Genomic DNA, 25,171 nt, shown 5'->3' with positions numbered 1-25,171 from the left:
CGCGACCAGGGCCTGCGCCTCGGCCACGGGCAGGGCATAGGAGGTGGACCGGCTGATCGGGGCCAGCGGGCCTCCCACTCCCCCAGACCTCCGCCACATCGCGCCCCGGCGTCGCGCGGCTGGCCGGCCGACAACCGCTCATGCAGATAGGCGCAGCCGCTCTCCTGCTCCTCCGGCGGGCGATGCGGGTCGTACGGCGTACCCGGGCCATCGCAAACGACATCGGGCAGGCCCGCTTCCGGGGAGACGACGAGCCGCCGTGGGGAGGCCGTCACCTCTGCCCACACATCCCCGGCCTGCACCCGCTTGGACTTGCTCGTCCACTGCCCCGCGCCGTCCAGCCAGAAGTGGTACGACCTGTGGGTTGATGCGGACGGGGTGGTCCATGGGATGCGGCCGGCGGCCTGTGGGGTCAGTTCGACAACGTCCGTGATGGCCCGGACGGTTCGGCCGGCTCGCTCCGGGGGCGCCCTCGCCTCTGCCGGTCGCTCGTCCGGCGAGGGCCTCGAGTTCGGCGACCGCTCGGTCGGTGGCCGTCTCGGCCGCGATCTCGGCCGCCAGGCGCCGCGCTTCGCGCTGGTAGGAGGGCTCGTGGAGGACACGGTCGACCGCCCGGGCGATCGTGCGGGGGGAGGCGTTCTTGCTCACGGCGATCCCGGCGCCGGCGACTTCGACATGCCGTGCCACCTCGATCTGATCGCGTCCGAGCGGCACGCAGACCAGGGGGACCCCGGCGGCCAGGGACTTGACGGCCGTCCCGTGGCCGGCGTGCGTGATCGTCACCGCGGCGTGGCGCAGCGCGGTGTTGTGCGGGGCGGCCGAGGTGACCAGGACGTTGCCGGGCGCGCGGACCGTCGCGGGATCCACGGCCGGGCCGGTGGTCAGCAGCCCGCGCACCGGCAGCGTGCCGAGGGCTTCGGCGATGCGCTGGAGTTGCGTGTGCTGGTTCATGAACGACGAGCTCAGGCCGGCCAGGACCAGCGGTGCGTCACCTTCCGGCAGCTCCAGTCCCCCGGCCCAGGCCGGGTCGTCGAGCCGCGGGCCGACGTGCCGCAGGTGAGCGGGGAAGCGCCTGCCGGGGTAGTCCAGCGCACGCGGGGACAGCACGAGCAGCCGGTCGACGAGATCGAACGCGTCGATCACCGAGTCCACCGGCGGTAGGCCGTGCGCGGTGCGGGCGGTGTTCAGCGCCGGCAACCCCTTCCCCCACGGTTTGAGGATCAGCTGTGTCAGCACCCGATCGCGCAGGCGTCCCAGCACGCCCGAGGCGGGGGCGAGGCCCGGGCCGGGCGGTGGCGCCCCCGGGGTGGGGAACGGATAAAGGGTCGTCACCAGCGAGGCCAGGGGAATTCCGGCGGCCTCGCCGCCGGTGAGCGCGCCGAGCAGCATGTGCTCGGCGACCAGCACGTCGGCCGGGCGGGCACGCAACTCGGCCAGCGTGTCCCGGGCGTAATCGGCCGCGGGCCCGCAGACGATGCGATCCCTCAGCCGCACGAACGCGCCCAGCGGCGTGCGGGCCTCGAAGTCCTTGATGACGTCCTTGGCCGGATCGGTGGCGTCGCCCTGGGGCGCCGTGGTCCAGGCGACCGGTTCCACACCGCTGGCGACCACTTCCTCGTGCAGTGACCTGTCGGCCGGCACCCGGACGCCGTGGCCGCGTTCGCGCAGCGCGCGGGCGATCGACCGGACGGGCGGCACGGCTCCGCCGCCCGACCAGGTGGCGAACAGGAAATTCCTACGCATCGTGGCTCTTTCGGGGGTCGATCGCGGTCAACAGGTCGCACATGGCACGTTCGGCGTCCTCACGCGACAGGCCGAGGTCCCGCCGCCACAGCTTCCACAGGTAGACGTCCGTGGCGGCGTGGTGCAGGTTCAGCGCGTGCTCGCGGGCGGGGCCCGGGGCCGGGAGGCGGTCGGCGAAGACCCGTTCCAGCCACTCCCGATGCTGTGCGCGAGCGTGGGCGGCCGCCCGGGCGATCGCCGGGACGCGGTCCATCTGCGCGGTCCAGAGCACGTTGGCGTCGCCGTGCCGCTCGTAGTCCTCGAAGAGCACGGCCACGATCTCCGCGACATCACCGGTCGGCGCCTGACGGGTGACCGCCGCTTGCGACGCCACCAGGTCGGCGACGGCGTCGGCCAGCCCGTCCTTGCCGCCGAAGCGGTTGACGATCGTCTGCACCGACACACCCGCCTCGTCGGCGACGTCCTGCAGCGTGACGTCGTCGTACCAATGCCGCATCCACAGCGCGGCCGCCGCCTCAAGCACGCGCGTACGCGTGACCTCCACCGCCGCGGCCCGGGCACCCATGCGATACGGGCGCCTGGTCTCACTTTCCATGGACTCAGACCTATATTCAATTGATCGGTGAGTCAACTGAAAGGCTGCTCGTGACATAATCGCGTGTATGGATCATGGTCTGGTGCGGGAATTCGTGGACAGCTGGGTGAAGGCGTGGAACGCCCATGACGTGGACGCGGTGCTGGCTCACTTCGCGGAGGATGTGACGTTCCGTTCGCCGGTCGCGGCGCAGCTTGTCGGTGGCGATGGGACCATCCAGGGCAAGGCGGCTCTGCGCGCCTACTGGGTGGAGGGGCTGCGGCGCATCCCCGACCTTCGGTTCGAGGTCCTCAACGTCTACATCGGCGTCGATTGCCTGGTCATCAACTACCGCAACCAGAAGGGCGGCCTGGTCAACGAGGTGCTTGTCTTCGACGGCCCGCTGGTGGTCGACGGGTATGGGACGTATCTCGGCGACGACGCGAACCCCGCCGGTGCGACAGCGGACTGAACGCGCCCGCGGTCATTCCCAGCGGCTCCCGAGTCGACCAGGTCCACCCGCGGCGCACGTGAAATCGGCGATCAGCCGCCGGGTGCGACCCACAGGCGGACCGCCAGGCCGAGGCCGATCAGGGCGACCAGCCAGCGCAGCAGCCCGGCCGGCAGGCGCCGGGTGACCCGGGGGCCGAGCGTGGACCCGGCGAACAGGCCCACGGCGAGAGGGGCGACGGCGGCCCAGTCGACGGGCCCGAAGACGGCGAATCCGGCGGCGGAGACCAGGGCGCCGGCGCCGAGAAGCATGTTCTTCAGGGCGTTGGCGGCGGGCAGCCGCGGCTCGGCGGTCACCAGGAGGAGCGCGAGGATCATCACCCCCGACCCCGCGCCGAAGTATCCGTTGTAGACCGACAGGGCGGTCAGCCCGAGCGGAAGCACGGCGTCAGGTGAACCGCGCCGCTCGTGGCGTACGGCGAGCCGAGGCTGCGCGAGCAACGCGAGCGAACCCGCGGCCACGAGGAACGGCACGACGCGGGCGAAGACATCGGACGGGGTGGACAGCAGCAACGCCGACCCCGCCGCCCCGCCGAGCGCCGACAGCGGCACCCATCGCCGCAGCCACGACCCCTTCCCGCGCAGCTCGGGCTGCGAGGCCAGGGCCGAGCCTGGCCAGCAGGCGACGAGCGCGACGATGTTGGCCACGTTCGCCGCGAGGGCGGGAAGGCCCGCCGCGAGCAGGGCCGGATAGGAGATGAGGGAGGTGATGCCGCCCGCGGTGCCGACCAGCCCGGCGAGCACCCCGGCGGCGGCCAGCAGCGCGACGTCCCCGAGGCCGGTCACGCCCCGTCGTCCGGCGGGGGCGTCTCGACCGGGAACAGGATCGGGCTGAGCAGGTGCCGCCTGCGATGCGGCGCGGGCTCGTTCCTCATCCGCGCGACGATGATCGCACGCAATTCCTCGATCATCTCGGCGCGCTCCTCCCGGCTCAGCCACAGCACGTGCTGCCGGTAACCCACCTCGTCGGCCACCGGATCGGCGCCGTCCAGGCCGAGATAGGCGTCGAATTCGGAGATCAGCGCGGCCATCGCCGTGGCGAAGGTTCGCCGGTGGTCCTCCGGCGACATCGCCGCCACGGTGTCGGCGTCGATCACCACGCGCTCGCGCAGCCGGTAGCGCCGTTCCACCGCGCCGCGCACGCGGTGCTCGCCGTCCACCTCCAGCACGCCGGCGTCGGCGAGCGCGCTCACGTGGCGGTAGACGGTCGCCTTGTGCACATCCGATATGCGCTCGCACAGCTGCGATGTCGTGAGAACCCGCCCACCGGCGAGTGCCTGCACGACGCGCAGCCGCACCGGATGCGCGAGCACCTCCATCACGTCCATGGTCCGAATGATCGCATGTGTGCGACCGTTCGCAGAAATGCGAACGATCAGTGCGGGAGAGAACGGCATGGGACGACCGTCATCGGAGACAACGGCCCCGCCACTGGGGCGCCTGTACGACGTCGGAGAACGGCGGCTGATGCTGCACCGCTCGGGCTCGGGCGGGCCGAGCGTGGTGTTCCTGCCCGGCGCGGGCCTGGTGGGCCTCGACTTCCTCAACGTCCAGGAGGGCGCAGCCGCGTTCACCACGAGCGTGCTGTACGACCGCGCCGGCACGGGCTGGAGCACGTCCGTGCCTCTCCCCCGCGGCGCGGCCGAGGTCGCCGTCGAACTGCGCGACCTCCTGCGGGCCGCGGCGGTTCCCGGGCCTTTCCTCCTGGTCGGCCACTCCCTCGGCGCCTTCTACGCGCGCCGGTACGCGCAGCTCTTCCCGGGCGAGGTCGCCGGTCTCCTCCTGCTGGACCCCGGCCACGAGGACATCCTCGACCACATGCCGGCGCAGGCAGCCGAGCTGGCCGAGCGGATGCGTCCGGACCCGGCGCGGATGCCGGAGCTGACCGACGAGCAGCGCCGGGCCGCCCGCGAGGCGTACGCCCGCCTGTACGCCGGGTGGCCCGCGCCGGTGCGCGAGGCGCTGATCGACCACCACCTGGCGTCGTGGCGGACGAGCCTGTCGGAGACGGAGAACTTCGAGACCGAGATCTACGGCGAGCTGCGCGGCGGCGGGCCGCTGCCCGACGTCCCGCTGATCGTGCTGACCGCGGGCGGCGCGAACCCCTACTGGGCGAAGTTCATGCCGGAGGAGGTGGTGCGTGAGGCGCACGACGGGGTGCGCGCCCTGCACGCGGCGATCGCCCGCTCGGTGCCCGCGGGAGAGCAGCGCGTCATCGACGGCGCCTCCCATCAGCACCTCCACGTCGAGCGGGCCGAGGAGGTGCTGCGGGCGATCCGCGACCTGACGGCCGCCGCCTGAGGCGTCACACGACGGCCCGGATCTCCTCCAGCAGGACCGCGAGGTCGGCCTCGGTCGTGTCCGGGTGGAGCACGCAGGCGCGCAGGGCCGCCGCGCCGCGCAGCCGGGTGCCGGTGAGGAAGGCGCGCCCGCGCCGCTGCACGGCGGCGGGGATCGCCTCGTTCAGGCTCTCCACCTCGGCGGTGTCGAGGCCTGCGGGCCGGTGCCGGAACGCGACGACCGAGGTGACGACCGGGGCGAGCAGGTCGAAGTCGGCGGCGTCCTCGATCATCGCGGCCAGAACGCGCGCCAGCCGGGTGGTGTGCCGCACCAGTCCGGCGACGCCGTCACGGCCCAGGTGCGCGATCGTGGCCCACACGCGCAGCGCGCGGAACGGCCGGGTCTGCTCCGGCCCGTACTCGGAGAACCACCCCAGCTCACCGGCGTCGTCGTCCCGCAGGTACGGCGGGACGAGGCTGAACGCCGCGCGCGGGCCGGAGGCGTCGCGGAACAGGACGCATCCGCAGTCGACCGGGACGCCGAGCCACTTGTGCGGGTCCAGCGCGAGGGAGTCCGCCAGCTCCAGTCCGGCGTACGCGGGGCGGCACTCGTCCGCGAGCACGCCGAGCGCGCCGTAGGCGCCGTCGACGTGGAACCACAGCCCGTGCTCGCGCGCGACCTCGGCGACGTCCTCCAGAGGATCGACGGCCCCGGTGTTGACCGTCCCCGCGCTTGCCGCCACGAAGAACGGGCGCGCTCCCGCCTCACGGTCCGCCACGACGAGGCGGCGCAGCGCGGCGGTGTCCATGCGGAACGCCTCGTCGACGGGGACGGTGCGGATGTGCCCGCTGCCCAGGCCGAGCAGCTCGGCCGCCTTGCGCAGGCAGCTGTGGCCCTCCTCCGGCAGATAGAGGGCCAGCGGAGGCTGCCCGTACAGGCCCGTCTCCCGGACGTCCGGGACGGCGCGCTGCCGCGCCGCGGCGAGCGCGACGACGGTGGCCATGGACGCTCCGCTGGTCAGCAGGCCCGCGCCCGGCCGGTGGGGGAAGCCCGCCAGCTCCGCCAGCCACCGGACGGCGGTGCGCTCCAGCAGGACGCCCGCATGCTCGCCCCCGGCGCAGCTCGGGTTCATCGCCGCGGCCAACGGGGCGACCACGACGCCCGCCGCCGAGGGCGGGGAGTTGACCCAGCCGAAGAACCGGGGGTGCCCGTTGCCCATCGGGTAGGGCAGCACGTGCCGGTCCACGTCGCCCAGCAGTTCCGCGAGCGGGCGCCCCGCGGCGGGCAGCGGCTGCCGCGTCAGCCATTCCAGGTCCGGGCCGGCCACCGGCCGCCACACCGGCCCGCCGGGAACCGCGGCCAGATGGCCCGCCGCGGCGTCCGCGGCCCGTCGCGCCGCCTCGCGCAGGTCGTCCGTCATGGCGTCGGGGGCGCCGACCGCCGCCAGGCGTCGATCACGGCACGCTCCTCGGCGGGGTCGAGCCCGGGCGGGAACGAGGGGATCTCGCCGGACCCGGTCAGCCACGCCCACGTGTCCGCGACGGTCTCCACCACCGGACGGCACCGCAGCCCGGTCGCCAGGGCCCGGCCGACGTCGGTCCGGATCAGCCCGGCCAGCGCGGGACCGGGCGGGATCCATCCCGGCAGCGCCGCCCACCGGTCGATCCCGGCGGCCTCGATCGCCTCGGGCTCGACCCAGACCAGCTCCGTCAGCCCGCCGGTGACGGCGACCGCGGACTCCAACAGGTCGCGGGTCGTCGCGTGCCCCTCCGGGTTGACCAGGTTGACCGGGCCGGGCACGCCGCCCTCGGTCGCGTCGAGGATCCAGGCCGCGAGGTCCCGTACGTCCACGTAGCGGAACGGCTGGTCGGCCGGGCCGGGGGCGAGCATCTCCCCGCCCCGCGCGGCCCGCAGCAGCCAGTGCGGCAGCTGCCCCGGAAGCTCGTACGGCCCGAGGATCAGCCCGGCCCGGGCCAGTACGGCGCGGTCGCCGAAGGCCTCCTCCACGGCGATCTCGCCGCCGCGCTTGTTGGGGGCGTAGTCGGTGTCCCCGGCGTCCGCCGACGCCTCGACCGTGTGCCAGTCCTCGTTCAGGCCGGCCGGCGTCGGGGGCGCGTACACCGCCCTGCTGGAGACGTACACATACCTGTCCGCGCACCCCGCCAGCGCGCGGGCGCTGTCGCGCACGACCCGGGGCGCGCCGGCCCAGGTGTCCACCACGGCGTCCCAGCGGCCCTCGGCGAGCGGGGCCAGGTCGGCCGGACGGAGCCGGTCACCGGTCACCGCCTCGGCCCCGGGGTGGGCCCATCCCGCGAGCCCGCGGGTGAACGTGGTGACGTGCCAGCCTCGCTCCACGGCGGCCGTGACCACCCACCGGCCGACGAACGTCGTGCCGCCCAGCACCAGCAACCGCATGCCGCTCACCCCTGCCTCCGGATCCGGTACAGCACGTGGCGGCGCAGCGGGTGCCCCTCGGGAAGCACCGGGTGGTCGAAGTCCCCGGCCGGGTCGTGGGTCATCCCGAGCCGTCGCATGACCGCCTGCGAGCGGACGTTCGGCACCGCCGTGAACGAGACGACCTCGGTCAGGCCGACCCGGCCGAACCCGTCCTCCAGCGACGCCCGCGCCGCCTCCGTGGCGTACCCGCGCCCCCAGGCGGAGCGGGCGAGCCGCCAGCCGATCTCCACACACGGCGTGAAGTGGGCGGTGAACCTCGGGACCTGCAATCCGGTGAAGCCGATGAACTCCCCGTCCGCCTCGACCGCCCACCAGCCGAACCCGCGCTCGTCGAAACCGGCCTCGATGCGCTCGACCAGCGCGTCGCTCTCCTCCCGGGAGAGCGTGGCCGGGAAGTGCTCCATGACGACCGGATCGGCGTTCAAAGCGGCGAAGGGCTCCTTGTCCTCCTCGCGCCAGCGCCGCAGCACGAGCCGTTCTGTTTTGATCGAATTCGCCACCTGCCGACGATAGTGCACGCAGGCTTCTTGGGGCGCTGATGACGGACCCCGATGCGGGGGGCGGGAGAAAGCAGGGGCGGAAGTCGGCTAAAGTCATTCATGGCCGATGTGGTTTGTGTCCCCCGGGCCGCAATCACCGCCTTCACGGAATACCGTTCGGCTGGAGCCGTGTTGTGCATCTCGCCGAGGAGGCGACCGCCACATCGGCCCTCGACGTGGGCGCCCCGCGAGACTCGTTCTCGCGGGGCGTCGTTCTTTTCCCGCCCTGCTCACCAGGCCCGGCCCCGGGGCAGGCTCCCCAGGCCGGGCGCGGACAGGTGCAGCACCTCGTAGCGTTCCGCGCCGGCGTGCGCGGCGGCGGGCACCTCCCGCTCCCACAGCGCGAAGGTCACCAGCCGCCAGTGATGCGGGTCCACGGCGAGTGCGGCGGTGTGCAGGCCCTCGGCGCCGCTCAGGTCACGCAGTTCGGCGAGGGCTCCGGCCACCTGCTCCGCCGGGTCGGCCGAGGCGGGCATCGGCGTCAGCCGGCGCGACGCCGCGAGGGGCGCCGTGCCTCCGGCCGGGCCGGCCTCGACGGCCAGGCCCGTCCAGTGCTGGACGACCGGCCGGCCGAAGTCGCCGACGATCCCCTGGAAGCCGCCCCCGCCGGCCAGGAACTCACCCATCCTCCCGGCGTCGTGCCAGAGGTAGAACGGCGCGTACTGGTTGACCGGCGACCCGGCGCCGCCCCGCTCTCGGATCAGGTAGGCCTTGAGGCCGAGCCCGGCCCGGTCGTCGAGGGCGTGGCCGCGGGTGGCCACCCGATCCCGGATGATCGACATGTCGTAGTCGGCGGGCAGGGTGATCTCGTACTGCATCGCGTACACGGCGGGGTCTCCTCGGACGCTCAGAGGCGGGACAGCAGGGCGAGCACGCCGTCGACGGCCTGGTGGAACGGCTCATGCGAGCCGGCCGCGCGGGCCAGGACGTAGCCGCCCTGCAGCACCGCCACGACCGTCGCGGCGGTCGCTCCGGGATCGAAACCGGCGCCGAGTTCGCCCCGGTCGCGTCCCTCGGCCAGCACCGCCGCGAGCCGGTCGCGCAGCCACGCGAACGTCTCCTCCACCGGCCGCCGCAGCGCCGGATCGGCCATGACGTCGGGGTCCTGGGTGAGCCGGCCGATCGGGCAGCCCCGCAGCACCTCCCGCTCGCGCCGCAGGTAGGCCGACACGCGCTCGAGGGCCGTGCCCGGGCCGTCCAGGATCTCCTGGACCCCGGCGCGCATCTCCTCCGCCGTACGGCCGATCGCGGCCAGTGCGAGGTCAGGCTTGCCGGAGAAGTGGTGATACATGCTGCCCTGCCCGGCTCCCGCCCGCTGCTGGATGGCCCGCGGGCTGGTCCCGACGTAGCCGCGCTCCCACAGCAGTTCGCGGGTGCTCTCGATCAGGCGGTCCGGTGCGCTCATGCCGTACATACTAGTAGGTACAGAGAAGTGTTGGTGAAGCCGAACAAAACATGAGGGAGTGTGTTGCAGGGGTCGTACACCTGAACGGGGGTCCGGGCGGCCTAGGGTATGTCCGTCGGACCGGAGAAGGAGAGGCCGTGCTCTACCCCGCCCTGAAGTTCGTCAGCGTTCCCGTCATGCACGCGCTGTGGCGGCCGCGGATGGAAGGACGTGAGCACGTCCCCGCGCACGGGCCCGCGATCCTCGCCTCCAACCACCTGTCCGTGCTCGACTCGTTCTTCATGCCGGCCGTGGTGCCGCGCATGGTGCGGTTCGTGGCGAAGAAGGAGTACTTCACCGGCAACCCCCTCGTCGCGGCCTGGATGCGCGCGATGGGCGCGATGGAGATCGACCGGGAGAACGTCTCCGCCGCCCAGGACATGCTCGACGCCGCGGTGGAGGTGCTGAAGGCGGGCGAGCTGTTCGGCATCTACCCCGAGGGCACCCGCTCCCCCGACGGACGCCTGTACCGGGGGAAGGTGGGCGTGGCCTGGCTCACGCTGACCACCGGCGCCCCGGTCGTGCCCGTCGCCATGCTCGGCACCGAGAAGGTGCTGCCGCCCGGCACCTCGGTGCCGCGTTTGCACGGCATCGGCGTGCGGTTCGGCGAGCCGATGACCTTCACCGGCGACCCGGGCAGCGCCCGGGACCGGCGGCGGGTGACCGACGAGGTCATGGCCGCGATCCAGCGCCTGTCCGGCCAGGAGTACGTCCCCCGGTACGGCGCCAGCGTCAAGGGCGCCGGAGAAGCAGGAGTGTAAATAACGATTTGGCCCCGCTAGGCTCTGGTCCCGACCACAGGGCCGTCGTTGGGGGTGCGCGTGCCACGAGGACGTACTATCGCGATCTCGGCCGTCGTGGCCGTCGTGCTGGCGGGGGCGGCCGCCGGTGGCGCCTACTACGTGCTGCACACGCGCGGCACGCCGCAGGAGACCGCGGCCCGGTTCACCGCCGCCTGGTCGAGGGGCGACCTCGCGGCGATGAAGGCCGAGCTCGCCTCACCCGCCGCCGGCTTCGACGCGGCGTACGCCGAGCTCACCAAGAACCTCGCGGTCACGAAGGTCGCCGTCCGCGACGTACGGGCCGGCGCGGCGAAGGACGACCGGGCGACCGCCTCCTACACCGCCACCGCCACCGTGAAGAACGTCGGCGACTGGACCTACAAGGGCTCGCTCAAGCTCGTGGTCAAGGACCACTACTGGAAGGTCGACTGGTCGCCGTCCGCGGTCCACCCCGCGCTCGACGGGACCAACCACCTGGCGCTGAAGACGTCGTGGCCGCAGCGGGGGGCCGTCACCGACGCCAACGGCGACCGCATCGACGGCGGCGACGTGGGCGGCTCGGTGCAGCAACTCGTCGGCTTCCTGGACAAGGCCAAGGACGAGGACGTCGAGAAGCTGGGCACCGCCTACAAGAAGGGCGACGCCGTGGGCCGCGGCGGCCTGCAGGAGACGTTCCAGAAGCAGCTCGCCGGCACTCCCACCACCGAGATCCAGGTGGTGGGCGAGAGCCGGAAGACCCTGCACACCGTCAAGGGCTCCCCCGGCAAGGACCTGCGGACCAGTCTCGACCTGAAGGTGCAGAAGGCCGCCGCCGACGCGGTGCGCGACCTGAACAAAATCGCCTCGCTCGTCGCCGTCAAGCCTTCGACGGGCGAGATCCTCGCCGTCGTGAACAACAGGGGCGGGTTCAACCGGGCGCTGGACGGCAAGTACGCTCCCGGATCCACGTTCAAGACGGTCACGGCGGCCGGGCTGCTGGCCGAGGGACTGACCCCGTCGAGCCGGGTGACCTGTCCCAAGGAGGCGGTCGTCGGCGGACTGAAGATCCGCAACTCCGACCACGAGGCGTTCGGGTCGCTGTCGTTCCTCGACTCCTACGCCCACTCGTGCAACACGACGTTCGCCCCGCTCGCGGCCCAGAAGCTGGGCGCGCGCAAGCTGTACGACCTGGCGACGGACCTGGGCTTCAACCAGCCGCTGCGCATCGGCGTCCCGGCGACCCCCGGCAGCATGCCGAAGGCCACCAGCGACGCCGAACTCGCCGCGGAGTCGTTCGGGCAGGCCAGGATCACCGCCAGCCCGCTGGTGATCGCGACCGTGGCCGCGGCGGTGGCCGACGGCTCCTGGCGGCCGCCCACGCTGGTGCCCTCGCTGGAGCAGAAGACCGCTCCCAAGAAGCTGCCGGAGGAGGTCGTCACGAACCTGCGGTCGATGATGCGGGCGGTCGTCACCAAGGGCACCGCCCACGCCGCCGGACTGCCCGCGGGTACGGCGGGCAAGACCGGGACCGCCGAGTTCGGCACCGGGCCCGAACTCGACTCGCACGCCTGGTTCATGGGCTTCCGCGGCGACCTGGCCTTCGCGGTCGTCGTGGAGGCCGGCGGCATGGGCGGCGAGGTGGCCGCCCCCGTCGCCGCGCACTTCCTCAAGTCCCTGTCCTGACGTCGGGAACGCGATGGGCGACCGCGCCCGCCGTACCGGACGGGCCTCCCGCTCCGGGCGACGTCTTCACCGCCGAGCCCCCGCACCCCTGGCATCCGGGCCGGCCCCGCCGAGGCGGGCTCAGGCATGTGCGGTCACCTGGTGCGTCGCCTGATCAACGCCGCGAGATTGTCGAGCTCGTTGCCGCGATGGGCGCGGTGCTGCTGCGTCCAGGTTTCGTCGTGCAGGGGATCGAGCGTCATGACCAGGTTCGTGCGGTCACCTGCGGGCTCGATGTCGATGGTCGTCAGGTGCTCGTACGGCTCGTGGCCGGACACGAAGTCGATCAGCGACAGGTAGGCGAGGCGGGCCGCCGGTGCGACCTCGGTGAACGTCTTGCGGAACTCGGTCGAGAGTGGATTGCCGGTGTTCCGCATGAACGCGACCTGTTCCGGCGCGGTCGCGGTCATGCTGTACCGCAGCTGACCGCCGGGCCTGAGTTCGAGCTCGCTCACCCGGATCTCGAAACCGTCGGGCACCCACCACTCCTCGAGGCCGGCGGCGGTGGTCAACAGCTCCCAGACGAGCTCCGCCGGAGCGTCGTAGGTGCGCTCGAGCCGAGCGGTGTCCAGGCCGGGCATGGGTTCGGTGGTCATCGATACTCCTTATTCGCTGAGATGCCGCGGGAATCAGGGATCCTCCGTCTCCGGCGGCCGGGCAGGGGTATCGGCGGACGGAAATCCGGTGTTCGTCATCGGCTCCTCCAGCGCCCCCGCCGCCCCCTGTCGGCGGATCCGCAGCAGTGACGAACGGGCACGCGCCGGACGGACACCGCCGCTGGAAAAAAACACCCGGCAATCGCTGTCCGTCCGCGGCGACGCCGTTCGTCTCATACTTGACGCGGCACCGACCCGTGACCGGAGGACTCATGCAGTACGCGTTGCTGGCCTACAGCCCGGCGGAGGACACGGACCGGGCGACGCGCCCGATACCGGACGCTCTCGCCCCCCTGCTCGACCGGCCGGACGTCACCGGCTGGGCACGGCTCCACGCGGAGGAGTCGGCGACCACGCTGCGCAACGAAGAAGGGCGGATGCTGCTGACCGACGGGCCGTTCATCGACAGCAAGGAGTATCTCGCCGGCCTGATCCTGATCGAGGCCGACGATCTCGACGGGGCACTCGCCACCGCTGCGGAACTGCTCCAGGTGACCAGACCCGGCACCGCGATCGAGGTGCGGCCCATCCTCGGCGGACGCCTCCGTGGCGCTTGACGCCGTCTTCCGCGACCAGTGGGGTCGCGTGCTGGCCACACTGGTCGGGATCCTCGGCGACATAGAACTGGCCGAGGACGCGGCCGCCGAAGCGTTCGCCGTCGCCGCCGAACGCTGGCCACGCGACGGGGAACCGGCCAACCCCACCGGCTGGCTCATCACCACCGCGCGCAACCGCGCCATCGACCACCTGCGCCGCCGGCAGGTCCTGGCCGACAAGACGAAGTTGCTCACCCGCGACATCGAGACGGGGTCACAGCCACCGGAGGCACCCATGGATGACGCCGCCATCCCGGACGAGCGACTGGAGCTGATCTTCACCTGCTGTCACCCGGCGCTCGCCCTCGAGGCGCAGGTGGCGCTCACCCTGCGCACCCTCGGCGGCCTGTCCACCGACGAGATCGCGCTGGCGTTCCTCGTCCCATTCGAGACCATGAGCAAGCGGCTGACCAGGGCCAAACACAAGATCCGCGACGCGGGCATCCGGTTCGCCGTGCCGCCCGATCACCAGTTGCCCGACCGGCTGGCGGCCGTCCTCGCCGTGGTCTATCTGATCTTCAACCAGGGCTGGGGCGGCGGCCGCGTCGACCTTACCGCGGAAGCGATCCACCTCGGCCGGGCGCTCGCCGGCCTGATGCCTGACGAACCTGAAGTACTCGCGCTGCTGGCGCTGATGCTGCTGCACGACGCGCGCAAAGCGGCCCGCCTGCGCGACGGGCGGATCGTCCCCCTCGACGACCAGGACCGTACTCTGTGGGACACGCGGCAGATCGACGAGGGCCTGGCGCTGTTGCGGCGGGCCATGGCACGAGGCCGCCCCGGGCCCTACCTGGTCCAAGCGGCCATCGCCGACCTGCACCTGCATGAGCCCCGCGACTGGCGGCAGATCGCCGCGCTGTACCAGACGCTCGCCCGGCAGACCCGTTCTTCGATCGTCGAAATGAACCGGGCCATCGCCGTGGCCGAGATCGACGGGCCCGAAGCCGGCCTGGCCATCCTCGACCGCCTCGACCTCGGCCACTACCGGTACTTCCACGCCACCCGCGCAGAGTTCCTGCGTCGCGCCGGCCGCGCCGCCGAGGCTCACCACGCCTACCGCCGGGCGCTCGACCTCGCGCAGACCGAGCCGGAACGGCGCTTCCTCGCCGAGCGGCTGGGCGAGACCGCGCCCTCCGTCCGGACAGAACCCGGCAGCGCCGGCTCATGACGGGCTCGGCACCGGCCTGGTCGGCGAGGTCCTGAACGCGGCTACACCGGGAGAGCCGCGGCGTCGTGCCGCAGGGCCATGACCAGCAAGGTCGCGATCAACGTGGCGATGAGCAGCCAGCTCACCGCGATGATCACGGTGGAGCGGCCCGGCCGGCGACGGCCCGCACCCCGCCCCTGCCGCCCGCGCCCCGCACGGTGGTTGAACGACTCGAGCCTGGCCGCAAGCTTCGGGTCCTCGTCGGTGAGGTGCCGCTCGATCATCGCCAGCATCCGCTCTTCGTCCTGCGACCAGGCCATCGCGCAACACTCCCAGAACGCAAGGTATGTGCCGACGTTCTGCCCAACGATGAAGATCGTTAGCCGTTTCCAGGGCCGCGATTTACGACGCGTTGCACGTTGCGATCTCCATCGAACCTCTGTTCTAATCAGAGAGTGCGGTGGGACGGGCTGCGCCTCGACGTGGGCATGGACACAGGGGACGGCGGGCAAGACGGCGGGCGGGGCGAGACGACGCCCCTGTTCGCCCGGTCGGCCGTGACGCGGACCTTCGACACCCCGGAGTTCCGGGGCGTGACGTTCTACGAGATCCACGCGCGGTCGATCATCAATCGGGTCCCCTCGGCCAGCCGGGTCCCGTTCGAATGGACGATCAATCCCTACCGGGGCTGCACCCATGCGTGCACGTACTGCTTCGCCCGCAGGACGCACGAATACCTCGACCTGGACTCCGGCCGCGACTTCGACTCGAAGATCATCGTGAAGGTCAACGCCCCCGACCTCGTACGCAGGGAGCTGGCGGCGCCTCGATGGGGCGGGCACCCCATCGCGATGGGGACCAACGTCGACTGCTACCAGCGGGCCGAGGGCCGCTACCAGCTGATGCCGGGCATCCTCGCGGCCCTGCGGGACGCCCGCAACCCGTTCTCGATCCTCACCAAGGGCTCGCTGATCCTGCGCGACCTCGACCTGCTCGCCGAGGCGGCCGAGGTGACCGACGTCAGCACCGCCGTTTCGGTCGGATTCACGGACGAGTCGCTGTGGCGGGCCGTCGAGCCCGGCACCCCGTCACCGCGCAAGCGGCTGGAGGTGTGCGCCACGCTGAACGAGCACGGCATCCCGTGCGGCGTGCTCATGGCGCCGATCCTCCCCTATCTCTGCGACTCCCCGCGGGCGCTGGAGACCACCGTGCGCCGCATCGCCGAGACCGGCGCGACGCACGTCACACCGATCGTGCTCCACCTGCGGCCGGGCGCGCGCGAGTGGTTCATGGCCTGGCTGTCGCGCGAGCATCCCCGGCTCGTCCCCCGCTATCTGGAGCTGTACGGCCGGGGCGCCTACGCCCCCAAGGCATACCAGGAACGGATCAGCCAGGCCGTGCGCACGCTCGCCCGCGAGCACGGCATCGGCCGGTCGGCCCCGCGCGGGGGCGAAGCAGCAGGAGCGCGCGGCGATCGAGCAGCAGAGGCGCGCGGCGCCGGTGTTGGGCAGCGGCCCGGCGAGCGGCCGGTCCCCCCGCCCGCACCGGCCGCGACGCCCGAACAGCTCACGCTCCTTTAGGTAGCGGCCTTCCATCCGCAGGATTCCCGTGCAACCGGCCGCGCGGACCGCCACACGTCACGTACCCGGATCGGCGGGGGCGGCCCTGGCCGGGCCCGTCAGGTGCCGCCGGCCGGCGAGGGCGCGGTGAAGGCGCCGGCGGCTGCGGCGAGGGCGGCGGTTCTGGCCGCCTGGCCGGGCAGGCCGGGGTCGGGTGGTGTGCGGAGAAGCACCAGGTGGTGGTACACGGGTGCGGTGGCGGCGATGAGCAGTGGCCGGGCGTCGGTGTGCGGGGGGAGTTCGGCGCGCCGGATGGCCCGGTCGACGATGATCTCGCAGCGGACGTAGCGGTCCTCCCAGAGCCGCCGTTGGGCGTGCTCGGCCTTGTCGGAGCGGAACGAGGCGGCGATCAGGGCCGACACGATCGGCGGCTGTGCGGTCAGCGCGTCCTGGATCTCACGGTTCAGCGCCGCCAGGTCGCCCTCCAGGGAGCCGGTGTCCGGGGGTTGCCAGGCGTCGTCACTGGCCGCGTCCAGGACGTCGGCGAGCAGCCCTCCGACATCTCCCCAGCGCCGGTACACCGTCGCACGGTGCACACCCGCGCGGGCGGCGACGGCGTCCATGCTGAGCCCGTCATAACCGCGTTCCCCGAGCTCCGCGAGGACCGCGTCGAGCACCTGCCTGCGGATACGGGCGGTACGGCCGCCGGGGCGGCGCCTGGACGGCGGCACGGGGCCGGAACCCTCGGGTTGTGGCGCTGAAGGAGTCATCGCTGGCGGTCCGGTTGCTCGGTGGGACGGCGTCGTGGCAGTATCTTAATGCATCAACTGTCGCAATAATGGAGTCGTCGATGCTCTCCCGAAGCGCTCGCCCGGCCGTGCGGCCTCTGACGGCCGCCCTGTCCCCGAGTGCTTCCGAGCGCCCGAATGCCCGCACAGATCACCGCTCTTGCCGTCGCCACGTCCTTCGCCCGCAGGCTCGCCCGTGACTCGGTGACCTGTTCGCTCATCGCGGGTCGGGATCGCCCGTGAGAACGAACTCGGCAAGACATCCCGCCGCGCCTGCCGCCCGGCTCTCGGCGCCGGTCGGCCGGCTCCTGTGGACTGCGCAGTCTCTCGCCCTGGCGCGCAAGCTCGGCGAGCCGTCAGAGGTCCTCAACGCCTGACGCGCCCAGGCCCGCGAACACCCCCTTGAAAGGAAACGACCGGTGATGCCGACCGTGCCCGCCGACCCGACCGTGCTGCATCCGATGCCCGAGCAGCCGCGGGTGGTGCTGCTCAAACCGCTGATCACCTCACCGCTGATCGAGGTCGGCGAGTTCTCCTACTACGACGACCCGGACGAGCCGACCGCCTTCGAGACCCGCAACGTGCTGTACCACTACGGGCCGGAGAAACTGGTCATCGGGAAGTTCTGCGCGCTGGGCGAGGGCGTGCGGTTCATCATGAACGGCGCCAACCATCGCATGGACGGCCCCTCGACGTTCCCCTTCCCGATCATGGGCGGCTCCTGGACGGAGCACTTCGACCTCGTCACCGGCCTGCCCGCACGGGGCGACACCGTGGTCGGCAACGACGTCTGGCTCGGATACCGGTCCATGGTGATGCCCGGCGTACGCATCGGTCACGGAGCGATCGTCGCCTCCGGATCCGTCGTCGTCGACGACGTCCCCGACTACGGCATCGTGGGCGGCAACCCCGCCCGGCTCATCCGCCGCCGCTACAGCGACGCGGACATCGAGCGTCTCCTCGCGGTGGCCTGGTGGGACTGGCCGCTCCAGCACATCACCGAATACCTCCGCACGATCATGTCCGGAAGCATCGACGACCTGGAGACCGCGGCGTCGGCGCCCCCGCACCGATGATCCACTCACGTTTCAGCACGTCAGAGTTCCAGCACTTCGGAATCGAGCCATCAGCATGCCCGCTTCGTCCCACCACAACCCGTTCGCCGGCTGGCTTCGCCGCCATGCCGTTCCGCTCACCCACCTCGATTCGGCGGCGCCACTCGATGATCTGGAGCCGTTGCGCGACATAGTCGGCAACGCGCGCGTCGTCGCGATCGGCGAGAACTCCCACTTCATCACGGAGTTCTCTCTCATGCGCCGGCGAATCCTGCGGTTCCTGGTCGAACGCTGCGGCTTCACCGTCCTGGCCTTCGAGTACGGCTTCAGCGAAGGCTTCCCCCTCGACGCCTGGGCTCAGGGGGAGGGCACGGACCATGATCTGTCGGCCCATCTCGCCATGGCGATCCCGGTGGGAGTCGACGAGCCACTGCGCTGGATCCGCCGACACAACGCCACAGCCGCGGTGCCGGTGCGTTTCGCCGGGATCGACATCCCGGCGGCCGGTGGGTCCTTGCTTCCCGCCCTGGCCCCGGTCGCCGACTACCTCCGCCAGGTCGACCCCGAAGCCCTACCGGCGGTCCAGACGGCGATGCGGATCGCCGGATCGTTCGCCGGTGCCTCCGCGGCCGCAGCCGCGCCCGCGTGGACCCGCCTGACCAGCGCCGAACAGGACGCCCTCAGCGCGATCCTGATGCGCCTGCTCATCCGGTTCCGCGCCGTCGAACCGCTGTACGTCTCCCGCTCAGACCAGCGCGGCTATGACATCGCTTTGCGCCGCCTGGAAGGCGCCTGCCAGGGCGACTACACCTTCCGCGCCATGGCCGACCTGTACGCCGGAAGCGGCCTGACCGCCGACGCCTCGGCCCGGGACGCCTACATGGCCGGGTCGGTCCTGTGGCACCTGGAGCGCCTCGGCCCCGGAACCCGCATCGTGCTGGCGGCCCACAACGCCCACATCCAGAAAACGCCGATCTCCTTCGACGGACACCTCACGGGGCTCCCGATGGGACAGCATCTGCACAACTCCCTGGGCGATGACTACGTCGCCCTCGCCCTGACCAGCATCACCGGGTACACCGCCGACATGCGTCCCGACGAGAACGCCCGCTTCGGTTTCGCCGTCGACAACACCGCCCTGGAGCCGCCTGAGCCCGGAAGCGTCGAAGCCGCCTTCGCCGACGCCGGTCTGGGGCTCAGCATCGCCGATCTCCGCCGGGCGGGCCACGAGATCCCCGGCCCCGACCGCATCCGGATACAGAGCGCCTACGTGCACACCCCCGTCCTCGACGCGTTCGACGGCATCCTCAACACCCCGGCCTCCACTGTCGCCGACGACATCCAGATGTGAGGACCCCGGCCTACGCCGATCGGCCTCGGCAGCCGGAGGGCAAGCTGGTCGCGACCGTCACGACAGGAGCAACGGAAGGAATGACATCTATGATCTTCACCCAGGCCGAACTCGATTAGGCGACGGCCGATCCGTGGGTGCCCCGGGGCATCGAGATCCGGGGCACGGCGGTGGCGCTGACGGATCAGGAGCCACCCCTGCCCGGCCTGTCCCGAGAGATCATCAGGATCACGCCCACCAAGATCGTCTCATGGAGGCTGGACGGACCACGAGCGAGCCGTACGGTATGACGCACGCCCCTTTCCGGCGCGGAGACGCGGTTTCGTCGCTGCCGGCCGTTCCGATCCTCCTCGCGGACTCGTAGCCCGGACCCGTGTCCGTGCGGCTACGATCGGCGGCCGTGGAGGACGACGCCGAGGACTTCGTCCGCGCGCACACCAGGCTCGCGGTCGTGCCGTACGTGCCGGAGATACGGCTGCGCCTGATCACGCCGGCCGCCGCTCCGGGTGCCGTGCCGGACGCGGGCGGGGACGACCGCGTGTACGAGCTGTGGGAGCGTGCCGGGCGGCTGCCCTTCTGGGCCTGCCCCTGGGCCGGCGGGCAGGCGCTGGCCCGGCACGTGCTCGACCACCCCGAGATCGTGCGGGGCCGCACCGTCCTCGACCTCGCCACGGGCTCGGGGCTGGTCGCGGTCGCCGCGGCGCTGGCCGGCGCCGCCCTGGTCGTCGCCAACGACGTCGACCCGTACGCGCTGGCGGCCGTCCGCGTGAACGCCCGCGCCAACGGCGTCGCGGTGCGGGTCGCCGAAGGCGACCTGCTCGACGGAACTCCGTCCCAGCAGGTCGTGCTGGCCGGGGACGTCTACTACGAGGAGCCGCTGGCCCGGCGGGTCACCCCGTTCCTGTCCCGAGCAGGCGGCGATGTCCTTATCGGAGTGCCCGACCGCGCCTGCTCCTATCTCCCTGAAGGCGTGTTCGAGCAGGTCGCGGTGCACCAGGTGCCGGTCTTCCTGGAGGACGCCCCCAGCAAACGGACGACCATATATCGGCTTTCCAGGCACGATGTGACCTAGTTCACAACAACGGAACAACTGCCGGTTACGTCATAGGGAAAGGGGATCTTCATCTGACGCGAAACGGGGCGTGACTGTGGCTTCTCTTCACCGCAGGGTGGCAAGGAAAGCGGCCAGGGTGGTCGTACGGGCGCTGGAGGCCCGTGACCGCCAGCGTGCCAGGTCGGCGCCGCCGCCCGACGGTCGCGAGATCCGCATCCTGCTGCTGCACGCCAACGGCATGGGGGGCACGATCCGGACGGTCTTCAACCTCGCCGGATATCTGGCGCGCACCCACGACGTGGAGATCGTGAGCGTCGTGCGGGAACGCGAGGAGCCCTTCCTCCCCGTGCCCCCCGGAGTGCGCGTCCGCTACCTCGACGACCGGCTGCCCCGCCGCAAGGGCCTGCTGTCGCGGTTCCCGAGCAGGCTGGTGCCGAAGGACGAGGCGGCCTACCACTGGTTCACCCTGCGCACCGATCTCAAGCTGGTCCGCTACATCCGCTCCCGCCGCCGGGGCATCCTCATCGGGACCCGGCCCGGCCTGAATTTGATCGCCGCGCGCTTCGCTCCCCCGGAGATCATCACGGTGGCCCAGGAGCACGGGAACCTGTCCTCGCACCAGCCGCTGGTGCGCAAGCAGATCATCCGCAGGTACGGCAGGCACGACGCGGTCGTCACCCTCACCCAGGCCGACCTGCGCACCTATGAGCGCTCCTTCGGGAAGGCGCGCAAGGACCTCCCCGCCGTGCTGGCGCAGGTGCCCAACGCGACGCCCCGCCTGAACGGCGGCGTCTCGCCGCTCACCGCGAAGACCGTCGTCACCGTGGGCCGCCTGACCTGGGGCAAGGGCTACGACCTGCTCATCCGCGCGTGGGCGCACGTGGCGGCGCGGCATCCGGACTGGACGCTGCGGATCTACGGCGGCGGCCCCCGGCAGGAGAAGCTCCAGGCGTCGATCGACAAGCGCGGGCTCTCCGAGCGGGTGTTCCTCGAAGGCCCGGCCGAGGACGTCGGCGCCGTCCTCGCGGACGCCTCGATGTTCGTGCTGAGCTCCCGCCACGAGGGCATGCCGATGGTCATCCTGGAGGCGATGAGCAAGGGCGTCCCGGTCGTCAGCTACGACTGCCCGACCGGCCCCAAGGAGATGATCACCCACGGCCACGATGGGCTGCTGGTGAAGCCGGAGAAGATCCACGCGATGGCCGACGCCATCTGCGCGCTCATCGAGGACGAGGACCTGCGCCGCGAGATGGGCGCCAACGCGCTGAAGACGGCCGCCCGTTACGACCTCGACGTCATCGGCGCCCGGTGGGAGGACCTGCTGTCCGGCCTGGTGGCCCGGCGGCGCGGTCTCCCGCCCGGCGACCCGCTCGCGCAGGGGCCGGCCGGGACCGGCGAGCACGACGCCGGGGAACGGCCGGGCCCCCTCGGCGCCGCCGCGTCCGACATCGGCCGTACGCCGGACGAGTCAGCGCCTCGGGGACTGACCGGCCCACTCCTGCAGGCGACGGGCGAGCGCCCGGACCGCCTCCCGTAGTTCGGGCGGCCTGACCACGGTGAACGGCACGCCGAGGCCGGCCAGCACCTGGGCCATGCCGTCCAGCCGTTCGGCGCGGCCGGTCATCCGGACGCCGCCGTCCACCGGAGCGAGCGCGGCCACCGTCGGCGGGATCCGCCGCCGCGCCTCCTCCATCGTCGTGGCGAGCACCACCTCGACCTCATACCGGTACGGCACGCCGGCCAGCGACTCCATGACGTGGGCGACCGCGTCGAACTCTCCCGGGGCGGGAAACCCCTCCTCCGTCATCTCCGCACGGCCGATCCGGTCGACCCGGAACGTCCGCACCTCGCCCCTGCGGTGGTCGTGGCCGGTCAGATACCAGCGGCCCGAGTGGAACACCAGCCCGTAGGGATCGACCGCCCGCTCGCTGTCCTGTCCCCGGTAGGACCGGTAGGCCAGCCGTACGCGCAGACGACGGCGGGCCGCGTCGGCCAGCGTCAGCAGCGTGGCGCCGCTCGGCCGGGAGGTCGCGGCGGACCGGGTGGTCAGGCCGACCATGTCCTCGACGGCGCCGACCCGGTCGCGCAGGGCGTCGGGCAGCACCCGTTGGATCTTCGCGAGCGCGCTCTCGGCCGCTCCCTCTCCCACGGTCAGGCCCGCGCGGCGGCCCGCGAGCAGCCCGAGCACCACGGCGGCGGCCTCGTCGCCGCTCAGCATGAGCGGCGGCAGCCGATATCCCGGCATCAGCCGGTAGCCGCCATAGCGTCCCCGCTCGGCCTCCACCGGAATGCCGAGGTCCTCCAGCCTGCGCACGTAGCGGCGCACGCTCCGCACGTCCACCTCCAGGCGCTCGGCCAGCTCGGGACCGGTGAGCCCGGGCCTGGCCTGCAGCAGCTCCAAAAAGGCGAGAACGCGATTGGTCGTCATATCAGGACCGATTCTGCCCTGATTCGGCTCTAGTGTCGACGCATGACGACATACGTACTCGTTCCTGGTTTCTGGCTCGGCGCGTGGGCATGGCGGGACGTCACCGCCGCCCTGCGGGGGATGGGGCACGAGGTCCACCCCCTGACCCTCACCGGCCTCGCCGACCGCGCCCACCTCGCCTCTCCCGATCTCGACCTGGACACCCACATCCGCGACATCACCCGCCTCGTCGAGGCCGAGGACCTGCACGACGTGGTCCTCGTCGGCCACAGCGGGAGCGGCGCCGCGGTCACCGGAGCCGCCGCCCGCGCGGCCGGCCGGGTGAGCCGGGTCGTGTACGTCGAGAGCGGCCCGGTGCCGGACGGCATGGCCCAGATCGACCTCACCGGGCGGGAGTTCGTCGAGAAGCGCGTCGAGGATGGCTGGCGCTACCCCATGCCCTCATGGGACGAACTGCAGGAGTCGGGCGCGAGTCTGGAGGGGCTGGGCGAGCGCGAGCGTGCGCTGATGACCGCCCGGGCCACCGACCAGCCGCTCGGCACGATCACCCAGCCCCTCGCCCTGGGCGACGACGCCACCGCGTTCGCCACGCTGCCGAAGACGCTGGTGAGCTGCTCGTTCCCGCTCGCGCAGGTCAAGGAGCTGATCACGACAGGGCATCCGGCGTTCGCGCCGCTGAGCGGGCCGGAGTGGGAGCTGCGTGAACTGCCGACCGGTCACTGGCCGATGCTCTCCCGCCCGGATGATCTGGCCATGGTCTTGGCCGAGGTGGCCTGACACGCCGACGCCTTTACATTGTAGATTCCCTGGGTGGGACAATTGTCCTGCCCAGGGCCGTATCGATGGATCTACCTGGGCCGACGGCACCTGCCTACCGTCGTCCCCATGACCGCGAAAACCCCCGACGCCGTGTCCCTGACCTCGGCGACCAAACGCTTCGGCCCCGTACGGGCCGTGGACGGGCTCACGCTCGCCATCCCCCGGGGCCAGACGGTGGCCCTCCTCGGCCCCAACGGCGCGGGCAAGTCGACCACCATCGCGCTGCTGCTCGGGCTGCTGCCGCCCGACTCCGGGCGGGCCGCGCTGTTCGGGCTCGGGCCCGAACAGGCCGTACGGCAGGGCCTGGTGGGCGCGATGCCGCAGGAGGGCGGCCTGATCCCCCGGGTCACGGTCGGCGAGTTGCTGACCTTCGTGGCCGGGACCTACGCCGCTCCCCTCCCCCTCGACCGGGTGCTCGCGCTCGCCCGGATCGGGGACCTGCGCGACCGCCGGGTGGACCGACTGTCCGGCGGGCAGGCGCAGCGCGTGCGGTTCGCCATGGCGATGTGCGGCGACCCCGACCTGATCGTCCTCGACGAGCCCACCGCGGCGCTCGACGTGGAGGCCCGGCGCGAGTTCTGGGACGGCATGCGCGGGCTGGCCAGCCAGGGCAAGACCATCCTGTTCAGCACCCACTACCTGGACGAGGCCGACGAGCACGCCGACCGCGTGGTCGTGCTCGGCCACGGCCAGGTGATCGCCGACGGCACCAGCGCGGAGATCAAGCGGGCGGTGGCGCTGACCACGGTGAGCGTGACCGCCGACGGCGAGTCCGCCTGGCTCGCGACCCTGCCGGGCGTGCGCCACATGGAGATCAGGGGTGGCCGGGTCCACCTGCGCAGCGGCGACTCCGACGCCACCGTCATGGCCCTCGCTCGCGCGGGCGCCGTACGCGACCTGGAGGTCGTCCCGGCCGACCTTGAGGACGCTTTCGTGGCCCTCACGGCGAAGGAGAACGCGTGATGCTCGGATACGTACGGCTCGAACTGATCAGGACCATGCGCGACGGCGGCTACGTGATCTTCGGGATCGTGATGCCGGTCGTCATGTACCTCGTCTTCACCAACCTCGGCCTGGCCCCCGGCGACCGGCACGACGCCGCGATCTACACGATGGTCAGCATGGCGGCGTACGGCGCGCTCGGCGGCGCGTTCAACAACGGCAGCGGCATCGCGGAGGACCGCGCGGCGGGGTGGCTGCGGCAGTTGCGGCTCACCCCGCTGACTCCGGCCCAGGTGGTGGCCGGGAAGGTCGTCACCGGGGTGGTCGGCGTGGTGCCGAGCATCGCGGCCGTGCTGCTGGCCGGCGTGCTGGTCAACCACGTCACGCTCCCTCCGCAGCGGTGGCTGGCCGTCGTCGTGCTCCTGTGGGCGGGGACCGTTCCGTTCTCCCTGCTCGGTCTCGGCAACGGCTACCGCCTGTCGGGCCAGTCGGCGGCGATGGCCAACATCGCGACCATGCTGACGCTGGCGATCCTCGGCGGCCTGTGGGTGCCGGTCGAGAACTTCCCGTCCTGGCTGCGGGCGATCGCCGAGTGGACCCCGTCGAACAGCTACGCGGGCCTATCCTGGCGGATCGCGTTCGGCGACGTCCCCACCCTCCGTCAGGTCGTCCTCCTGTCGGCCTGGCTGCTCGTCTTCGGCGTCTACGCGGTGTACGGCTACCGCCGCGCCGGCCGCCGGGCCTGA

At 72.1% G+C, this 25,171-nt stretch carries 27 protein-coding genes; 14 read left to right on the top strand and 13 right to left on the bottom strand.

What is annotated here, in order from left to right:
• Positions 1-138: 138 nt before the first annotated feature.
• Positions 139-1,743 (bottom strand): glycosyltransferase, encoded by a 1,605-nt coding sequence (locus IL992_RS28390; RefSeq protein WP_193206426.1) that lies wholly within the window; start codon positions 1,741-1,743, stop codon positions 139-141.
• Entirely contained in the window at positions 1,736-2,308 is a 573-nt protein-coding gene (locus IL992_RS28385; protein ID WP_193206425.1) for a TetR/AcrR family transcriptional regulator, read from the bottom strand. The genes IL992_RS28390 and IL992_RS28385 overlap by 8 nt, the downstream gene beginning before the upstream one ends.
• 97 nt (positions 2,309-2,405) lie before the next feature.
• Between IL992_RS28385 and IL992_RS28380 the strand changes: the two genes are divergently transcribed.
• Positions 2,406-2,789 carry a YybH family protein gene (locus IL992_RS28380; RefSeq protein WP_193206424.1) on the top strand — a complete coding sequence of 128 codons (384 nt, stop codon included), beginning with the start codon at positions 2,406-2,408 and terminating at the stop codon, positions 2,787-2,789.
• Positions 2,790-2,860: 71 nt separating this feature from the next.
• On the opposite strand, the gene IL992_RS28375 is transcribed toward IL992_RS28380, so the two are convergent.
• Together IL992_RS28375 and IL992_RS28370 are read right to left on the bottom strand one after the other, a co-directional pair.
• Complete coding sequence (locus IL992_RS28375; RefSeq protein WP_193206423.1) at positions 2,861-3,613, bottom strand: sulfite exporter TauE/SafE family protein; 753 nt, start codon at positions 3,611-3,613, stop codon at positions 2,861-2,863.
• Positions 3,610-4,155, bottom strand: a complete 546-nt coding sequence (locus IL992_RS28370) for a helix-turn-helix domain-containing protein (protein WP_193206422.1) — start codon at positions 4,153-4,155, stop codon at positions 3,610-3,612. Before IL992_RS28370 ends, IL992_RS28375 begins: the two co-directional genes overlap by 4 nt.
• A 67-nt stretch (positions 4,156-4,222) precedes the next feature.
• Between IL992_RS28370 and IL992_RS28365 the strand changes: the two genes are divergently transcribed.
• Complete coding sequence (locus IL992_RS28365) at positions 4,223-5,128, top strand: alpha/beta fold hydrolase (RefSeq protein WP_226873914.1); 906 nt, start codon at positions 4,223-4,225, stop codon at positions 5,126-5,128.
• A gap of 4 nt (positions 5,129-5,132) precedes the next feature.
• Here IL992_RS28365 and IL992_RS28360 read toward each other — a convergent pair whose 3' ends face one another.
• The 5 genes from IL992_RS28360 to IL992_RS28340 all read right to left on the bottom strand — a co-directional run bounded on the left by IL992_RS28360 (position 5,133) and on the right by IL992_RS28340 (position 9,508).
• Positions 5,133-6,527: a pyridoxal phosphate-dependent decarboxylase family protein gene (locus tag IL992_RS28360; protein WP_193206421.1), complete on the bottom strand. Its 1,395-nt coding sequence runs from the start codon at positions 6,525-6,527 to the stop codon at positions 5,133-5,135.
• Positions 6,524-7,522 carry an NAD-dependent epimerase/dehydratase family protein gene (locus IL992_RS28355; RefSeq protein WP_193206420.1) on the bottom strand — a complete coding sequence of 333 codons (999 nt, stop codon included), beginning with the start codon at positions 7,520-7,522 and terminating at the stop codon, positions 6,524-6,526. The genes IL992_RS28360 and IL992_RS28355 overlap by 4 nt, the downstream gene beginning before the upstream one ends.
• A 5-nt stretch (positions 7,523-7,527) precedes the next feature.
• Positions 7,528-8,064 (bottom strand): GNAT family N-acetyltransferase, encoded by a 537-nt coding sequence (locus tag IL992_RS28350; protein WP_319018883.1) that lies wholly within the window; start codon positions 8,062-8,064, stop codon positions 7,528-7,530.
• Positions 8,065-8,333: 269 nt separating this feature from the next.
• Positions 8,334-8,921, bottom strand: a complete 588-nt coding sequence (locus IL992_RS28345) for a DUF4865 family protein (RefSeq protein WP_226873943.1) — start codon at positions 8,919-8,921, stop codon at positions 8,334-8,336.
• Positions 8,922-8,950: 29 nt separating this feature from the next.
• A complete protein-coding gene (locus IL992_RS28340) occupies positions 8,951-9,508 on the bottom strand; it encodes a TetR/AcrR family transcriptional regulator (protein WP_193206418.1) in 558 nt (185 codons plus the stop codon).
• Between the two features lie 176 nt (positions 9,509-9,684).
• Here IL992_RS28340 and IL992_RS28335 point away from each other — a divergent pair, with 176 nt between their 5' ends.
• Together IL992_RS28335 and IL992_RS28330 are read left to right on the top strand one after the other, a co-directional pair.
• Positions 9,685-10,308, top strand: a complete 624-nt coding sequence (locus IL992_RS28335; protein ID WP_193206471.1) for a lysophospholipid acyltransferase family protein — start codon at positions 9,685-9,687, stop codon at positions 10,306-10,308.
• A gap of 60 nt (positions 10,309-10,368) precedes the next feature.
• Positions 10,369-11,991: a penicillin-binding transpeptidase domain-containing protein gene (locus tag IL992_RS28330; RefSeq protein WP_193206417.1), complete on the top strand. Its 1,623-nt coding sequence runs from the start codon at positions 10,369-10,371 to the stop codon at positions 11,989-11,991.
• Positions 11,992-12,125: 134 nt separating this feature from the next.
• On the opposite strand, the gene IL992_RS28325 is transcribed toward IL992_RS28330, so the two are convergent.
• Positions 12,126-12,626 (bottom strand): SRPBCC family protein, encoded by a 501-nt coding sequence (locus tag IL992_RS28325; protein WP_193206416.1) that lies wholly within the window; start codon positions 12,624-12,626, stop codon positions 12,126-12,128.
• Between the two features lie 272 nt (positions 12,627-12,898).
• Between IL992_RS28325 and IL992_RS28320 the strand changes: the two genes are divergently transcribed.
• Positions 12,899-13,243 (top strand): YciI family protein, encoded by a 345-nt coding sequence (locus IL992_RS28320; protein WP_193206415.1) that lies wholly within the window; start codon positions 12,899-12,901, stop codon positions 13,241-13,243.
• Positions 13,233-14,450, top strand: a complete 1,218-nt coding sequence (locus tag IL992_RS28315) for an RNA polymerase sigma factor (RefSeq protein WP_193206414.1) — start codon at positions 13,233-13,235, stop codon at positions 14,448-14,450. Before IL992_RS28320 ends, IL992_RS28315 begins: the two co-directional genes overlap by 11 nt.
• A 41-nt stretch (positions 14,451-14,491) precedes the next feature.
• On the opposite strand, the gene IL992_RS28310 is transcribed toward IL992_RS28315, so the two are convergent.
• The gene (locus tag IL992_RS28310; protein ID WP_079313873.1) at positions 14,492-14,749 is read right to left on the bottom strand and encodes a DUF3040 domain-containing protein; all 258 of its coding nucleotides are present in this window, start codon (positions 14,747-14,749) and stop codon (positions 14,492-14,494) included.
• 135 nt (positions 14,750-14,884) lie between these two features.
• Here IL992_RS28310 and IL992_RS28305 point away from each other — a divergent pair, with 135 nt between their 5' ends.
• Complete coding sequence (locus IL992_RS28305; RefSeq protein WP_319018881.1) at positions 14,885-16,009, top strand: Rv2578c family radical SAM protein; 1,125 nt, start codon at positions 14,885-14,887, stop codon at positions 16,007-16,009.
• 98 nt (positions 16,010-16,107) lie between these two features.
• On the opposite strand, the gene IL992_RS28300 is transcribed toward IL992_RS28305, so the two are convergent.
• Entirely contained in the window at positions 16,108-16,719 is a 612-nt protein-coding gene (locus IL992_RS28300; RefSeq protein ID WP_319018880.1) for a TetR/AcrR family transcriptional regulator, read from the bottom strand.
• Positions 16,720-17,198: 479 nt separating this feature from the next.
• Here IL992_RS28300 and IL992_RS28295 point away from each other — a divergent pair, with 479 nt between their 5' ends.
• The 4 genes from IL992_RS28295 (at position 17,199) to IL992_RS28280 (ending at position 21,773) form a co-directional block, all read left to right on the top strand.
• Entirely contained in the window at positions 17,199-17,852 is a 654-nt protein-coding gene (locus IL992_RS28295; RefSeq protein ID WP_193206412.1) for a CatB-related O-acetyltransferase, read from the top strand.
• 55 nt (positions 17,853-17,907) lie between these two features.
• Positions 17,908-19,182 (top strand): erythromycin esterase family protein, encoded by a 1,275-nt coding sequence (locus IL992_RS28290; protein ID WP_193206411.1) that lies wholly within the window; start codon positions 17,908-17,910, stop codon positions 19,180-19,182.
• 400 nt (positions 19,183-19,582) lie between these two features.
• Entirely contained in the window at positions 19,583-20,254 is a 672-nt protein-coding gene (locus IL992_RS28285; protein ID WP_193206410.1) for a class I SAM-dependent methyltransferase, read from the top strand.
• A gap of 97 nt (positions 20,255-20,351) precedes the next feature.
• Positions 20,352-21,773 (top strand): glycosyltransferase family 4 protein, encoded by a 1,422-nt coding sequence (locus IL992_RS28280; protein WP_319018879.1) that lies wholly within the window; start codon positions 20,352-20,354, stop codon positions 21,771-21,773.
• Here the strand turns inward: IL992_RS28280 and IL992_RS28275 are convergent.
• Positions 21,705-22,664 carry a helix-turn-helix transcriptional regulator gene (locus IL992_RS28275; protein WP_193206408.1) on the bottom strand — a complete coding sequence of 320 codons (960 nt, stop codon included), beginning with the start codon at positions 22,662-22,664 and terminating at the stop codon, positions 21,705-21,707. The two genes, IL992_RS28280 and IL992_RS28275, sit on opposite strands and share 69 nt — an antisense overlap.
• Positions 22,665-22,706: 42 nt before the next feature.
• Here IL992_RS28275 and IL992_RS28270 point away from each other — a divergent pair, with 42 nt between their 5' ends.
• From IL992_RS28270 to IL992_RS28260, 3 genes are all read left to right on the top strand, one after another.
• Positions 22,707-23,441, top strand: coding sequence for an alpha/beta fold hydrolase (locus IL992_RS28270; protein WP_193206407.1), 735 nt, complete (start codon positions 22,707-22,709; stop codon positions 23,439-23,441).
• Positions 23,442-23,549: 108 nt separating this feature from the next.
• Positions 23,550-24,446, top strand: a complete 897-nt coding sequence (locus IL992_RS28265; RefSeq protein ID WP_193206406.1) for an ABC transporter ATP-binding protein — start codon at positions 23,550-23,552, stop codon at positions 24,444-24,446.
• Positions 24,446-25,171 (top strand): ABC transporter permease, encoded by a 726-nt coding sequence (locus IL992_RS28260; protein WP_193206469.1) that lies wholly within the window; start codon positions 24,446-24,448, stop codon positions 25,169-25,171. Before IL992_RS28265 ends, IL992_RS28260 begins: the two co-directional genes overlap by 1 nt.

This window comes from Microbispora sitophila, assembly GCF_014892245.1.
GTDB lineage: Bacteria > Actinomycetota > Actinomycetes > Streptosporangiales > Streptosporangiaceae > Microbispora > Microbispora siamensis.
This window is presented reverse-complemented; position numbering and strand designations above follow the sequence as displayed.

Excerpts from the sequence above, each read along its gene's own strand:
- IL992_RS28390 (WP_193206426.1), bottom strand. The coding sequence starts at position 1,743 with ATGCGTAGGAATTTCCTGTTCGCCACCTGGTCGGGCGGCGGAGCCGTG.
- IL992_RS28385 (WP_193206425.1), bottom strand. The coding sequence starts at position 2,308 with ATGGGTGCCCGGGCCGCGGCGGTGGAGGTCACGCGTACGCGCGTGCTT.
- IL992_RS28380 (WP_193206424.1), top strand. The coding sequence starts at position 2,406 with ATGGATCATGGTCTGGTGCGGGAATTCGTGGACAGCTGGGTGAAGGCG.
- IL992_RS28370 (WP_193206422.1), bottom strand. The coding sequence starts at position 4,155 with ATGGACGTGATGGAGGTGCTCGCGCATCCGGTGCGGCTGCGCGTCGTG.
- IL992_RS28365 (WP_226873914.1), top strand. The coding sequence starts at position 4,223 with ATGGGACGACCGTCATCGGAGACAACGGCCCCGCCACTGGGGCGCCTG.
- IL992_RS28360 (WP_193206421.1), bottom strand. The coding sequence starts at position 6,527 with ATGACGGACGACCTGCGCGAGGCGGCGCGACGGGCCGCGGACGCCGCG.
- IL992_RS28355 (WP_193206420.1), bottom strand. The coding sequence starts at position 7,522 with ATGCGGTTGCTGGTGCTGGGCGGCACGACGTTCGTCGGCCGGTGGGTG.
- IL992_RS28345 (WP_226873943.1), bottom strand. The coding sequence starts at position 8,921 with ATGCAGTACGAGATCACCCTGCCCGCCGACTACGACATGTCGATCATC.
- IL992_RS28340 (WP_193206418.1), bottom strand. The coding sequence starts at position 9,508 with ATGAGCGCACCGGACCGCCTGATCGAGAGCACCCGCGAACTGCTGTGG.
- IL992_RS28335 (WP_193206471.1), top strand. The coding sequence starts at position 9,685 with ATGCACGCGCTGTGGCGGCCGCGGATGGAAGGACGTGAGCACGTCCCC.
- IL992_RS28325 (WP_193206416.1), bottom strand. The coding sequence starts at position 12,626 with ATGACCACCGAACCCATGCCCGGCCTGGACACCGCTCGGCTCGAGCGC.
- IL992_RS28320 (WP_193206415.1), top strand. The coding sequence starts at position 12,899 with ATGCAGTACGCGTTGCTGGCCTACAGCCCGGCGGAGGACACGGACCGG.
- IL992_RS28310 (WP_079313873.1), bottom strand. The coding sequence starts at position 14,749 with ATGGCCTGGTCGCAGGACGAAGAGCGGATGCTGGCGATGATCGAGCGG.
- IL992_RS28295 (WP_193206412.1), top strand. The coding sequence starts at position 17,199 with ATGCCGACCGTGCCCGCCGACCCGACCGTGCTGCATCCGATGCCCGAG.
- IL992_RS28290 (WP_193206411.1), top strand. The coding sequence starts at position 17,908 with ATGCCCGCTTCGTCCCACCACAACCCGTTCGCCGGCTGGCTTCGCCGC.
- IL992_RS28275 (WP_193206408.1), bottom strand. The coding sequence starts at position 22,664 with ATGACGACCAATCGCGTTCTCGCCTTTTTGGAGCTGCTGCAGGCCAGG.
- IL992_RS28270 (WP_193206407.1), top strand. The coding sequence starts at position 22,707 with ATGACGACATACGTACTCGTTCCTGGTTTCTGGCTCGGCGCGTGGGCA.
- IL992_RS28265 (WP_193206406.1), top strand. The coding sequence starts at position 23,550 with ATGACCGCGAAAACCCCCGACGCCGTGTCCCTGACCTCGGCGACCAAA.
- IL992_RS28260 (WP_193206469.1), top strand. The coding sequence starts at position 24,446 with ATGCTCGGATACGTACGGCTCGAACTGATCAGGACCATGCGCGACGGC.